General features: G+C 69.8%; 10 protein-coding genes. 8 read left to right on the top strand and 2 right to left on the bottom strand.

Annotation, left to right across the window (positions count from 1 at the left end):
• The 4 genes from MEICH_RS26955 to dusA form a co-directional block, all read left to right on the top strand.
• The coding region (locus MEICH_RS26955; protein ID WP_051303950.1) for an EAL domain-containing protein at positions 1–3,196 on the top strand (3,196 nt) is incomplete at its 5' end.
• Positions 3,197–3,315: 119 nt separating this feature from the next.
• Entirely contained in the window at positions 3,316–4,353 is a 1,038-nt protein-coding gene (ispH, locus tag MEICH_RS0105830) for a 4-hydroxy-3-methylbut-2-enyl diphosphate reductase (RefSeq protein ID WP_027891834.1), read from the top strand.
• A gap of 571 nt (positions 4,354–4,924) precedes the next feature.
• On the top strand, positions 4,925–6,058 hold the full coding sequence (locus MEICH_RS23820) for a GGDEF domain-containing protein (RefSeq protein WP_084542197.1): 1,134 nt from the start codon (positions 4,925–4,927) through the stop codon (positions 6,056–6,058).
• A gap of 330 nt (positions 6,059–6,388) precedes the next feature.
• A complete protein-coding gene (dusA, locus tag MEICH_RS0105820; protein WP_027891833.1) occupies positions 6,389–7,387 on the top strand; it encodes a tRNA dihydrouridine(20/20a) synthase DusA in 999 nt (332 codons plus the stop codon).
• Between the two features lie 6 nt (positions 7,388–7,393).
• Here the strand turns inward: dusA and MEICH_RS23815 are convergent, their stop codons facing one another.
• Entirely contained in the window at positions 7,394–8,422 is a 1,029-nt protein-coding gene (locus MEICH_RS23815; protein ID WP_051303948.1) for a GNAT family N-acetyltransferase, read from the bottom strand.
• A 215-nt stretch (positions 8,423–8,637) separates the two neighbouring features.
• Here MEICH_RS23815 and MEICH_RS23810 point away from each other — a divergent pair, with 215 nt between their 5' ends.
• Genes MEICH_RS23810 through MEICH_RS29730 form a run of 4 tightly spaced genes read left to right on the top strand, consistent with a single transcriptional unit; the run spans position 8,638 to position 12,510 of the window.
• Positions 8,638–9,846, top strand: a complete 1,209-nt coding sequence (locus tag MEICH_RS23810) for a DUF5666 domain-containing protein (protein ID WP_036218369.1) — start codon at positions 8,638–8,640, stop codon at positions 9,844–9,846.
• 38 nt (positions 9,847–9,884) lie between these two features.
• Positions 9,885–10,541 carry a response regulator transcription factor gene (locus tag MEICH_RS0105805; protein WP_027891832.1) on the top strand — a complete coding sequence of 219 codons (657 nt, stop codon included), beginning with the start codon at positions 9,885–9,887 and terminating at the stop codon, positions 10,539–10,541.
• Positions 10,542–11,816 carry a sensor histidine kinase gene (locus tag MEICH_RS0105800; RefSeq protein ID WP_084542196.1) on the top strand — a complete coding sequence of 425 codons (1,275 nt, stop codon included), beginning with the start codon at positions 10,542–10,544 and terminating at the stop codon, positions 11,814–11,816.
• Positions 11,803–12,510 (top strand): hypothetical protein, encoded by a 708-nt coding sequence (locus MEICH_RS29730; RefSeq protein WP_176564509.1) that lies wholly within the window; start codon positions 11,803–11,805, stop codon positions 12,508–12,510. Before MEICH_RS0105800 ends, MEICH_RS29730 begins: the two co-directional genes overlap by 14 nt.
• Before the next feature lie 230 nt (positions 12,511–12,740).
• Here MEICH_RS29730 and MEICH_RS0105790 read toward each other — a convergent pair.
• Positions 12,741–13,298 (bottom strand): Hsp33 family molecular chaperone HslO (locus MEICH_RS0105790; protein ID WP_027891830.1); only part of this gene is annotated, 558 nt, incomplete at its 5' end.

Raw genomic sequence — 13,298 nt, 5'->3', positions numbered from 1 at the left:
GCCCCGGCGGCTCGAGCCCGGCCACCCCTGGCTCGAGCCCCTGCGCCAGGGCCAGGTCCTGCGCCAGGGCCCGGACTCCGGCTGCAGGCTGGGCCTGCCGGTCGGGCTCGAGGGGTGGTTGTGGGGCTTCGTGCTGCTGTGCGGGGGCCGGGCGTCGGGTTGGGGCGAGGAAGAGACCGTGCCCCTGCGCTGGGTCGCCCACGCGCTGGCCGAGGCCCTCCAGCGGTCCCGGCTCGAGCAGGCCCTGCGCCAGAGCGAGGAGCGCTACGCCGAGTTGCAGGCGGCGAGCCAGCGGCGGGTGGCCGAGCTGACGCTGCTCTCCTCGGTGCTGCGGGCCCTGGCCACCGACCTCGAGCCCGAGCCGGTCTTCCGCAAGGTGGTGGAGGCCGTCTCGGAGTCGCTGGGCGGGGCCATGACCTCGCTGTACCTGCTCGAGGGCCAGGCGCTGGTGCTGCAGCACCAGGTGGGGCACAGCGCCTGCCTGGAGCGCATGACGCTGGACATGGGGGTCATCGGGCGGACGGCCCGCAGCGGGGAGGCCCAGCTCGTCCGCGACGCCTCCGCCGACCCCGACTTCCTGGACGTGGCGGGCGGGGTGGTTTCGTCCATCGCCATCCCCGTGTGCATCGGCGGGGAGGTGGGCGGCGTGCTCAACGTCGAAAGCCGCACCGAGGTCTTCACCCCCGCCGACCTCGAGCGCCTGCAGAGCGTGGCGGCCCCGCTGGGGCTGGTGCTCGAGCGCGCCCGGCTGTTCCAGTCGTTGCGCGAGAGCGAGTGCCGCTTCCGCGCGCTGGTCGAGACCTCCCCCGACGGCATCATCCAGGTCAGCGCCGAGGGCATCATCCTCTACGCCAACCCCCGCTACCTCGAGCTGCTCGGCGCCCCCGACGCGGCGGCGGTGGTCGGGCAGCCCGTGGTGGAGTTCGCGACCCCCGAGTTCCGCCCGCAGGTCGCCGGCCGCATCCGCCAGGTCACCGCCCACAAGCAGCGCGTGCCCTTCGCCGAGCAGCAGTACCGGCGCTTCGACGGCACCCCCCTGACCGTCGAGGTCAGCGCCAGCCCCGTCGAAGACCCCCGGCTCGGCCAGACCACCCTCATCGCCATCGTGCGCGACATCACCGCGCGCAAGCAGACCGAGCAGGCCCTGCGCCAGAGCGAGCAGCGCTACCGCCTCCTGGCCGAGAACGTCACCGACGCCATCTTCATCCTCGACCTCGAGCTCAACTTCAGCTACGTCAGCCCCTCGGTCTACCGGCTCAACGGCTACGAGGCCGCCGAGCTGCAAGGGCGCAACCTGCACGACGTGCTCTCGCCCCACAACGCCGCGCGGGTGAGCGAGGTGCTGCGGCAGCAGCTCGGCCAGACCCACGGCCCGGCCGACCCCTGGGCCTCGTACGTGCTCGAGCTCACCCTCACCCACAAGAACGGCCAGCCGGTGTGGAGCGAGATCCAGATCAGCTTCCTGCGCGACGAGCAGGGCCAGGCGGTGGGGGTGCTGGCGGTAGCCCGCAACATTAGCGAGCGGCGCCTGGCCGAGACCGCCATGCGCGAGAGCGAGACCCGCTACCGCAGCCTCTTCGAGGGCATGCCCATCGGGCTCTACCGCACCAGCCTCGACGGCTACTTCCTCGACGGCAACCCGGCCCTGGTGCAGATGCTGGGCTTCGACAGCCTCGAGGAGCTACGCCAGTACAACGCCGGCAGCTTCTACTGTGCCCCCCAGACCCGCCCCGCCCTGATCGAGCAGTACCTCCACGGCGGGGTTCACATCACCGAGACCGAGCTGGTGCGGCGCGACGGGCGGCGGCTTTGGGTGCAGGAGGTGGCCCACCTCGTCTGCGACGAGCAGGGCAAGCCGCTGTACTTCGAGGGCAGCCTGCAGGACATCAGCGAGCGCAAGGCCTACCAGGCCCAGGTCGAGCGGCTGGCCTACTACGACCCCCTCACCGCGCTGCCCAACCGCTTCCTGCTGCAAGAGCGCGCCGAGCAGGCCCTCGCCCGCGCCCGCCGCAGCCAGCAGGCCGTCACCCTGGCCTACCTCGACCTCGACCGCTTCAAGGAGATCAACGACACCCTGGGCCACAAGGTGGGCGACGAACTGTTGCGCCTGGTGGCCGACCGCATCCGCAACCTCAGCCGCGAGGCCGACACCCAGGCCCGCCTGGGCGGCGACGAGTTCGCGCTGCTGCTGTGCGACACCGACTCCCGCGGCGCGGCGCAGGTGGCGAGCCGGCTGCTCGAGGCCCTCAAGCAGCCCTTCGTGGTGGGCGGCGAGACGGTGCACGTGGGGGCGAGCATCGGGCTGGCGGTCTACCCGCGCGACGGCGAGACCCTCGACGCCCTCACCCGCGCGGCCGACATCGCCATGTACCAGGCCAAGGCCGAAGGCGGCGGCTTCCGCTTCTACAACCCCGCCCAGAACCGCTACACCCGCCAGCGCCTGTCCACCCTGCAGGGCCTGCGGCGGGCGCTGGGGCAGGGCGAGTTGCTGCTGCACTACCAGCCGGTGCTCGACCTGCGCACCCAGACCCTGCGGCGCATGGAGGCGCTGGTGCGCTGGCAGGACCCCGAGCGCGGGATGATCCCCCCCAGCGAGTTCGTGCCCCTGGCCGAGGAGACGGGCATCATCCAGGAGCTCGACCTCTTCGTGCTCGAGCAGGCCCTGCGCGAGGCCCACAGCCACGGGCTGGAGTTCTCGCTCAACCTCTCCGCGCGCAACTTCCACGACCCCCACTTCGTCGAGCTGGCCGCGCACCTCCTGCAGCAGCACCCGCTGGGCCGGGGGCGGCTGTGGCTGGAGATCACCGAGACCGCGCTGATGCTCGAGCGCGAGAAAGCCATCCACAACCTCCAGGCCCTGCGTAACCTCGGCGCGCGCATCGCCCTCGACGACTTCGGCATGGGCTACTCCTCGCTGGCCTACCTCAAGCACCTGCCCGTGGACATGCTCAAGCTCGACAAGCAGTTCGTCGCGGGCATCGGCAACGCCCGCGACGAGGCCATCCTGCACAGCGTGATCGCGCTGGGCCACGGCCTGGGGCTGGAGGTGCTGGCCGAGGGGGTGGAGACCCCGCGCCAGCTCGCCTGGCTGCAGTCGGCGGGCTGCGACCTGGCCCAGGGCTACTACATCGGCATGCCCAGCCCCTCCAGCAGTGGCGGCTTCGCCTTCCGGGTGCCGCTGGGCCCCGAGTCCTGAAGCCCCGGCTCGCGGGAGCGCCCCCGAGCCGCCCTGGGCTCCCGCGCCTGGCGCCCCCATCCGCTACCGGCGGCCTAATAGCTGCCCCTGCCACGAACGTCCCGGGGCCAGCCCCTAGAATGGGGGGCGTGATCGAGAAGGTCTATCTCGCCAAGCCCCGCGGCTTCTGCGCCGGGGTGGTCATGGCCATCGAGGCCGTGGAGAAAGCCGCGCGCGAGCTGCGGGAGCAGGGTGAACTGGTGGTCTACCACGCCATCGTCCACAACGACGTGGTGGTGCAGCGCCTCGAGCAAGAGCACAACGTGCACTTCGTCGAGGACCTGGCCGAGGTCGAGGCCCTGCGCGAGGAGCGGGAGCGGGCCGGGGCCCGCCTGGCCGACACGGTGGTCTTCAGCGCCCACGGCATCCCCCCCTGGCTGCGCACCGACGCCGCCCGGCAGGGCCTTCACCAGATCGACGCGACCTGCCCGCTGGTGACCAAGGTCCACTCCGAGGCCAAGAAGTACGCCAAGGAGGGCTACTGGATCCTGCTCATCGGCGACTCGAGCGAGCACCAGGAGATCAAGGGCACCCGCGGCGAGGCCCCCGAGAACACCATCCTGGTCTCCGTCCACACCCACGTGGGCCGCGACCCCAAGATGGCCGACCCCCGCACCGTCGAGGTCCCCGACCCCGAGCGGGTGGTGGTGCTCACCCAGACCACCCTCTCCGTCGACGACACCCTCGCCACCGTCGAGATCCTCAAGGCCCGCTTCCCCAAGCTGGTCGTGCCCCCGCGCGACGACCTGTGCTACGCCACCAAGAACCGGCAGGACGCGGTCAAGAAGATCGCCCCGCACGTGGACTTGTTCTTAGTGCTCACCAGCCTCAAGAGCTCCAACGGGATGCGGCTCCTGGAGCTCGCCCAGAGCCTCACCCCCCGCGCCGAGCGCATCAACACCGCGCAGGAGATCCGGCCGGAGTGGCTCGAGGGCGTGCGCAGCGTGGGCATCACCTCCGCCGCCTCCACCCCCGACGACCTGGTGCAGGAGGTGGTGGCCTACTTCAGGGCCCAAAACCCCGCGCTCGAGGTCATCGAGGAGGGCGAGTGGGAGGAGATCGAGTTCCGCGAACCCCGCCGCCTGGCCCCTGAAGAGGCGCTGGCGCGCTCCTCCTGAAGCGCTCTTCCCAGGGTTTTAGCCGACCAGCGAAGCCGGAAATAGCGTCAGGAGCGGGACAGTTTCCCCCCTTTGGTCGCAACGCGCGTGAGCCGATAGCTCATACCGGATTCAAAAAGATAATCACCCAAACCAAAGACCTTCAGAGGCTATCTTTTCGGATCCTAGAGCACACCCCTCCCTGACGGCCGGCGAAGAAAGCGTATCCCTTCGGTCGGGTCAGTTCGTCCCCATTCGGGAACGAACTGACCGAATCTGGTATCATATCGCACTCTTCACCGGCGTTGCCCCCAGACCCGCGAAAACATGCGTCCGGGCCCGGACGCATTCTCGTTTTCGTGGGAGGCAACTGTTCCGTACAGCACGCAAAAATCAAGTTGGTGAGAGGCTCGATCATCGTGAAGAGTGCTCTGGATTGAAGAAAACCCGCGGGAACCTACCCCCCCCACCCGAGGGATTGTGGAGGACCCGCCGGGTTTGTCATAATGCCCCCCTGTAAACCCAGTTAGGCGAGGCAGTTCGAGGCGTTCAGCGTAACGCTAGTTTAACGTCGGAGATGGAGAATTAGCCCATGCCCCCCGGGTCAGGCTTATCCCCAACCCGCGATCCCGCACTCGAGGTGCTGAAGAACCGGGTGTACCGGTCGGGGCTGCCGTTGGTGATGCTGGCGGCCCTCATCGGCGCGCTGGTCGAGCGGCCCACCCCCGAACTGGGCCCGCTCGACCGCTACAACCTGCCCTTCACCACGGCCTGGCTGTTCGCCTGCTACGCGGTGCTGCTGTGGCAACGGCGCATAACCCCGGCCTTCGAGTACGCGGTGCTGGGCGGGAGCACGCTGTTCTTCGTGCTCAACACCCACCTCAACCTCAGCGCGCTGGCGCTGTGGGGCGACCCCATCGGGCTGCCCGCGCTGTGGACGGGGGCGCTCTACTTGTGGACCTACATGGTCGGGGGTTATCGCCACGCCTTGCAGCTTTCGGTTGCGATCCTGGGCCTCCAGCTCCTCACCGGCCTGCTCACCCTTCTGCCGCTGTGGTGGGAGGGCTGGCGGCCGGGCCTGTCCCAGCTCAACGCCCTGGCCCAGTTCTACCTTTCGCAGGTCGCCTACTTGCTGCTCAGCCGCCTGGTGATCGGCTTCGGGGAGCAGGTGACCCGCCTGCGCCTGCAGGCCGAGACCTACTACCGCCTCGCCCACACCGACGCGCTCACCGGCGTCCCCAACCGCCGCTACCTGCTCAGCGAGATCGGCCGCGAGCTCGAGCGCGGCCAGCGCTACAAGCGCTCCCTGGCCCTCATCCTCCTCGACCTCGACCGCTTCAAGCACGTCAACGACCGCTACGGCCACGAGACCGGCGACCGGGTGTTGCAGCAGGTGGCCCAGCGCATCCAGCGCAGCATCCGCCAGTCGGACCGCATGGGCCGCTGGGGCGGCGAGGAGTTCTTGGTGCTGCTGCCGGAGTCGGGCCTCGAGGAGGCCACCCAGTTGGCCGAGCGGCTGCGCGAGGAGCTCAAGCAACCCCTCCTGGAGGGCCTCGAGCCCCTCAGCGCCAGCCTGGGAGTGGTGGTGGCCCGGCCGGGCGACACCCCCGACTACCTGGTCAACCGCGCCGACCAGGCCATGTATGCGGCCAAGCGGGCCGGCGGCAATCTGGTCGAAGCCATGGCGGAGCCCCGCGCCCCCAAGGGTGATACCAGATTCGGTTAGTTCGGCGCCGGATGGCGGCGAACTAACCCGACCGAAGGGATACGCTTTCTTCGCCGACCGTCAGGGAGGGGTGTGCTCTAGGATCCGAAAAGATAGCCTCCGGGGCTCTTCGGATCGGATGATTATCTTTTTGAATCCGGTATGAGTCCTGCCTTCCGTAGGGCGAGCCTCGAGTTCACCCCTTTCCCTACCGGCGCGCAGAGGATGATTAGTCCCGTAGGGGCGCGAGGCCTCGCGCCCCTACGGCGTTCGGCTATCGACTCTGGACCACCCCGGGTCTCATTCACCCCCCCTCTCCCCTGCTATCCTGATGAGGTTGGAGTCTTGCCGATGAACCCGAGCCCCAACCCCCACCTGCTTTCGGTCGCGCCCATGATGGACTGGACCGACCGGCACTTCCGCTACCTGGTGCGCCAGGTCAGCCGGGGGGTGTTGCTGTACACCGAGATGGTGACGGATAGGGCCGTTCTGCACGGGAACCGGCCCCGGCTGCTGGGCTTCGACCCCCTCGAGCACCCCGTGGCCCTGCAACTCGGCGGCTGTGACCCGGCCCTGCTGGCCCAGGCGGCGCGCGTCGGGGAGGAGTGGGGCTACGACGAGGTCAACCTCAACCTGGGGTGCCCCTCGGAGCGGGTGCAGGGCGGGGGGTTCGGGGCTTGCCTGATGAAGGAGCCCGACCTGGTGGCCGAGTGCCTGGCGGCCATGCGCGAGGCGGTGAGGGTGCCGGTGACGGCCAAGCACCGGCTGGGCGTGGACGAGCTCGAGGACTACGGCTACCTCACGCGCTGGGTCGAGAAGCTGGCGGGGGTGGGGGTGGAGGTCTTCATCGTGCACGCCCGCAAGGCCTGGCTCAAGGGGCTCTCGCCCAAGGAGAACCGCGAGATCCCCGAGCTGCGCTACGGGTGGGTGTACCGGCTCAAGCAGGACTTCCCCCACCTGCGCTTCGTGCTCAACGGCGGGGTGCGCACCCTCGACGAGGCGGCGGCGCACCTGGCGCACGTGGACGGGGTGATGCTGGGGCGGGCGGTCTACGACGACCCCTTCGTGCTCGAGCACGCCGACGCCCGCTTCTACGGCTTAGAGCACCGGCCCGCCCGGCTGGAGGTCGCGCGGGCCATGATCCGCTACACCGAGGCCCAGGTGGAGCAGGGCGTGCCGCTGTGGGCGGTGGCGCGCCACCTGCTCAACCTCTTCAAGAACCAGCGGCGGGGCAAGCTGTGGCGGCGCCTGCTGTCGGAGCGGGCCAACCGCGCGGGGGCCACGCCCCAGGTGCTGTGGGAGGCGCTCGAGCAGGTGGCGGCGCCCGAGCTCGAGGCCGCCGCCGGCTGAGCTGCTTCAGCCGTTCAGGTAGGCCAGCACCTTGTCGAGCCCCACCTGCCAGGTGGCGCGGGAGAGGTAGGGCTTGAAGCCCAGCCCGTGGTTGATCTTGAGCATGGGCGCGTTGGAGTCGGCGTTGCCGGTGCGGATCTTGCTTACCTCAGGGCGCTCGGCGAGCACCTTGTGGATCATGGCCGCCTTGAGCCAGCGGCCCAGGCCCCGGCCGCGGAACTCGGGGAAGACCCCGGTGCCCTGCTGCTGCAGGAGGTCGGGGCGGTGGGGGTTCCAGGTCACCTCGGTGTAGCCCGCGAAGCGCCCGGTGGCCTTCTCCCGCACGAAGTAGGTCCAGCGCTGCCCGCCTGCGGCCAGTTGCATCTGCTCGACCTGGCGCAGCATCTCCGGGGTCACTTTGACGTCCTCCATCTCGAGCCGGTCCTTGGGCTGGTCGCTCATCACCACCTGCAACACCCGGACCACCTCGTGCAGGTCGGCCTCGGCGTAGGGGCCCTCCCAGAAGTGCAGCTCGAAGTCGGCGGTGGGGGCCTCGCGCAGCCAGCGTCCCAGCAGCTCGCGGTCCACCTCGGCCAGCAGCAGTTGGTTGGTGTGGCTCTCCAGGCCCCGCTCGGCGCCCAGGCGTTCCATGAAGGCCTCCCCGGCGGGCACCCGGGCGGTGGTGTTGCCCATCAGCAGGGTGCGGCCGGTCTGCCCGGCCAGCTCGGCCGCGGGGGCCATCAGGCGGCGGGCCAGGCCGCGGCGGCGGTGGCTGGGCAGCACCCCGACGTCGGCCTCGAGCAGGTGGCGGTTCTCGGGCAGGTCGAGGTAGCTGACGCTGGACCCGGCCACCACCTCACCCCCCTCCCACAGGGTCCACACCCACACCTTCACCACCGGGGGCAGATTGCGCAGGGTCGCTATGCGCTCCTCGAAGGGGATGGGCGGGTCGTCGGGCTGGGCCTCGGCGCGCATGCGGTTCTGGAACTCGTGCAGGGCGAGGTACTCGGCCTCGCTGGCCTGGCGCAGGTCGATGGGGCGGATCTCGAGGGTCATGGCACATGATCGATCTTCAGCTACTTAAGAAGCAAGGCGGCTATTCAAATAGCTCACTGGGATGTCCGTGCCCGTTAAAGCTTGTGTGGATCGCCCATTTCATTAACGAGTCTTCATCTTTAGCGTTACAGACGTAACTTATGAGGGTGTATAGGCTGGAAATTCGTTAATTTCGCGTTTATCCCGAGGTTCTAGGCTCGTCGGTGGAGGTTGTCATGCGCAAGTCGTTGTGGATCGCGGGGCTAGGTCTGTTGCTAGCTGCCTGCACCAACCCGGGCAGCCAGGCCCCTGGCACCACCCTCGAGGGCGTCGTTCAGCGGAGCGGCGGCCTCGTCACGATGGGCGGCAAAGTCCTCGACCTCAGCCAGGCGCGCGTCAGCGAGGACGGGCTGAGCGTCCCGGCCTCGAGCGTGCGCGACGGCAGCGAGATCAGCGCCCAGGGCGTCGAGCGCGGGGGGCGGCTCGAGCTGCACGCCGTCGAGCTGCGCTACCGCGTCAAGGGCCCGGCCGACGAGGTCAACACCGCCGAGGGCTTCGTGAGCGTCGTGGGGCTCAAGGCCCTGGTGACGCCCGAGACCCGCATCGTCGAGGAGGAGGCCGACGGCAGCGAGACCCCCCTCACCCTCGACGACCTGAGCGCGGGCGACTACCTCAAGGTCGCGGGGCTGGCCCAGGCCGACGACTCGGTCGTGGCGACCCGCATCGAGCGCGAAGGCCCGGAGAACCCCGGCAAGGTCGAGCTGCGCGTGGCGCTGCGCGACCTCGACACCGCCGCCAAGACCTTCACCTACGGCCTGCGGACCTACACGGTGGACTACTCCGGCGCCCAGCTCAAGGGCACCCTGAGCGAAGGGGCCTACGTGCGGGTCAAGGGCCAGAAGTCGGGCACCACCGTCGTGGCGAGCCAGGTGCGCGTCGAGGAGGAGCGTGGGGAAGGCAAGGGCCGCACCCGCATCGAGCTCGAGGGCATCGTCGCCGGCCTCGACACCGCCGCCAAGACCTTCAGCATCGAGGGCCTGACCGTCGACTACAGCCAGGCCGAGCTGCGCGGCGAGCTCAGGGAGGGGGCCCGGGTCCACGTGCGGGGCACGCTCGAGGGGGGCACCGTGAAGGCCCAGCAGGTCAAGGTGCAGGGCAAGGGCGAGCGGGGCGAGGGCGAGGCCGAGCTCGAGGGCCCCATCACCGGCTTCGACGCCGCGAGCCGCACCTTCACGGTCAACGGCGTGACGGTGAGCGTCAACGACCAGACCCGCTACGAGGACGACCGCCAGGACGGCGGGGAAGAAGGCCGGGGCGACGAGGACGAAGACCGCATGAGCCCCGAGGAGTTCTGGGGCACCAACCGCGACGGCCAGACGGTCGAGGTCAAGGGCGAGGCCACCGGCGAGAGCACCCTGCTCGCCCACGAGATCGAGCTAAAGTGAACGGTCGGGCAACCGGTTTCCATTAAACTTAAGTCAGCATGCGCATCCTGCTGGTCGAAGACGAAGAGGGGCTGGCCCAGCCCCTCCTCGCCCTACTCCGGCGGGAGCGCTACGCCACGAGCTGGGTGAGCAGCGTGGAGGCCGCCTACGCCGCCCTGGCCGACGCCGAGCCCGACCTCCTCATCCTCGACGTGATGCTCCCCGAGGGCGAGGACGCGGGCTTCGAGCTGGCCCAGGGGCTGCGGCAGGGCGGCTACAAGGGCAGCATCCTCTTCCTCACCGCCCGCGACACCATCGAGGACCGGGTGCACGGCCTCGACCTGGGGGGCGACGACTACCTGGTCAAGCCCTTCTCGCTCACCGAGCTGCTGGCGCGGGTGCGGGCCCTGCTGCGCCGCAGCGCGCACAGCAAGCAGGCCTACATCGCCCGGGGGCCCCTGCGCGTGGACCAGAGCGGGCGGCGGGTCTTCTGGCAGCAGCAGATCTGCGAGCTGTCGGAGAAGGAGTTCGCCCTGCTCGAGCTGCTCGCCCTGCACCCCGAGAAGACCTTCGCCGTCGAGGAGTTGCTCGAGCGCTTCTTCCCCGAGAGCGAGTCGGGGCACCGCATCCTGCGGGTCTACGTGCACCGCCTGCGGGAGAAGCTGGCCCCCGAGGCCATCGTGACGGTTCCGGGGGGCTACCGGCTGGGGGTCTAGATGGGGTTGCGTAGCCGGCTCGTGCTCAGCCTGACCACCCTCGCCGTGCTGGCGGTGGCGGTGGAGGGCCTGCTGGGTTACTGGCAATTCCGGCAGGCCGTGCGCGGGAACCTCGAGCGCGACCTCGAGCGCTTCGCCCGCACGGTGGCCGAGGCGGTGACGCTGGGGCCGACCCCGCGGCTCGACGTGGCCCGCGTGGCCGAGCTGCCCGAGTTCGGCCAGGGCCGCCTGCGCCTGCGCCGCGAGGGGGAGGCCCCGGTGTTCGAGACCGGCGGCCGCTTCCCCGAGAACGACCCCGCCTGGCTGCGCTACCGCCTGCCCCTGGGTGAGGGGTACGTGCTCGAGGCCGCCCTCGACACCCGCGAGCGGCAGAACGCCTTCACGGCCTACACCCAGACCCTTCTGATCTCACTGCCCGTCGCGCTGTTCCTGGCCCTGGGCCTGGCGGCGCTGCTGCTGGGCTACCTCATGCGCCCCCTGCGCCAGCTCAACCAGGCCACCCACGAGCTGGCCCAGCAGCGCTTCCCCGAGGCGGTGCCCATCCCCCCCGGCAACGACGAGCTCGCCGAGCTGGCCCGCAGCTTCAACCGCATGACCGAGGCGGTGCGGGGCTTCCTCGAGCGCGAGCAGAGCTTCACCCGCTACGCCTCCCACGAGCTGCGCACGCCGCTGGCGACCCTGCGGGCCCAGATCGAGGGGCTCGAGCACGGCCTCGCCGACCCCCGCCAGGCGATGCCCTACCTCAAGGCCAGCCTCACCCGCATGGAGGGCATCCTCAGCGGCCTGCTCACCCTCTCGCGCTCCCCCGAGCCCAGCCCCACCCCGCTGTCCCTGGAGCCGCTGGTGCGCTCGTGCGCCGCCGCGCTGCCCGAGGCCCAGCAGCCTCGGCTGAAGCTGTGCCTCGAGCGCGAACTGTGGACCTACGGCCCGGCCGAGCCGCTGTGCCAGGCCGTCCAGAACCTGCTCGACAACGCCTGCAAGTTCAGCGACGGCGAGGTCGAGGTCCGGCTGGAGGGCGGGCCGGGCCAGGTGCGGCTGGTGGTGCGCGACTGGGGGCCGGGCGTCCCCGAAGAGGCCCTGGCCGAGCTGGGCAAGCCCTTCTACCGGCTCGACCGCCGCAAGCAGGGGCTGGGCCTGGGCCTGGCCCTGGTGCAGCACGTGGCCCGTGCGTTGTCGGGCCGGCTGGAGTTCCGCAACCTCAAGCCTGGGCTCGAGGCCACCCTCATCCTCCCCGCCGCTACCCCCCAGAACGAGGTGAACCATGTCCCGGCGTGAGTTGCTGCGGCTGCTGGCGGCCCTGGGCCTGAGCCTGGGCTCGCTGGGCTGGGCCAATGGGAAAGACAAGGACAAAGGCAACGGCAACGATAAAGACAAGGACAAGGATAAGGATAAGGACAAGGATAAGGACAAAGATAAAGACAAGGGGAACGACAAGGACAAGGGCGACAAGTCCTCGCCCGGCAACTCCAACAACCCCAACAACTCCGAACCCCGCCGCAACTACTACGCCCGCGTGACCCTCAACGACGGGGCCGCGATCTACTGCGGGGGAACACGGGTGCTCAGCGACTCGCCCTGGCTCAAGCTGGCCGCTCCGGGGATGTGGCTCGAGGCCGAGGGCAACTGGAACGAGAAGGACTTCAAGGCCGCCCAGGTCAAAATCGTCTCCCCCAAGGTCTGGGCCTACTACCAGGGCCCGGCCGCCGCGCTGAGCCTCGGGGGCGCCCAGCGCGTTGAAGTCTGGCTCCAGGACAGCGCCGAGCGCGTCCTGTTCCAGCGCACCCTGACCACCTCGGCCAACACGGTGCGCGTCGTGGCCTACCACGACGGCACCCGCTTCCTGGCCGTCCCCCCCAACCTCATCACCGCCCCCGGCCTCAAACCCGGCTGGTACGAACTCAACGGCACCTGGAACGGCCAAGCCTTCACCTGGAGCAGCGTCAAGCCCTTCCCCAGCGACGAGGGATGAGTAGCGGGCAGCCGTCAGCCCTCAGCGGTGAGCGGGAGGCTCGTAGCTCACCCCACCCCGGCCCTCCCCGCCAGCGGGGAGGGTTTATCCCCCCCGGCCCCCCTTGTTAAGGGGGGTGGAGAAGGGGCGTCTTGCGTTTTGCGTTTGGCGTTTTGCGTACGACGTAAGACGTACGACGTACGACCCGCGTCCGGCTACCGGCTATCGACCATCGACACCTTCCACCCCACCTACGCCTTCGGAATGTTCCGCGCTTCCTCCTCGCTCAGGGGGAGGGAGCGGATCTCCTCGGGCGTGATCTGGTACTTACGGCCGCACCAGTGGCACACCACCTCGGCCCCGCCGTCCTCGGCGATCATGTCCTCGCGCTCCTGGGAGCTGAAGTAGACCAGCGAGGCCGTGGCCCGCTCGCGGGTGCAGCGGCAGCCGAAGCGCACGGGGATGTGGCCTTCGTGGAAGCCCACGACCGAGAGGTCGGTGGGGTCGTAGGCGAGGCCCTCGAGCAGCGTCTGGACCGTGCCCTCGAGGCCTTCCGAGAGCAGCAGGTCGGTGATGCTGAGGCGCCCGGCCAGGTTGGCCTCGAGCCTGCTGATCACGGCGTCGGGGCAGCCGGGCATGACCTGGATCACCACGCCCCCCGCCACCTGCACCTCCCCTCCCCCGTGCACGCGCACCCCCAGCAGCAGCGCCGAAGGGATCTGCTCGGACTGCCAGAGGTAGTGGGCCAGGTCTTCGGCGATCTCGCCCGACACCAGCTCGATGCTCGACTCGTACAGATCGCCGCTGTT

The organism is Calidithermus chliarophilus DSM 9957, from assembly GCF_000430045.1.
Taxonomy (GTDB): Bacteria; Deinococcota; Deinococci; order Deinococcales; family Thermaceae; genus Calidithermus; species Calidithermus chliarophilus.
The sequence above is the reverse complement of the archived record's forward strand: the minus strand, read 5'-3'. Positions and strand labels throughout refer to the sequence as shown.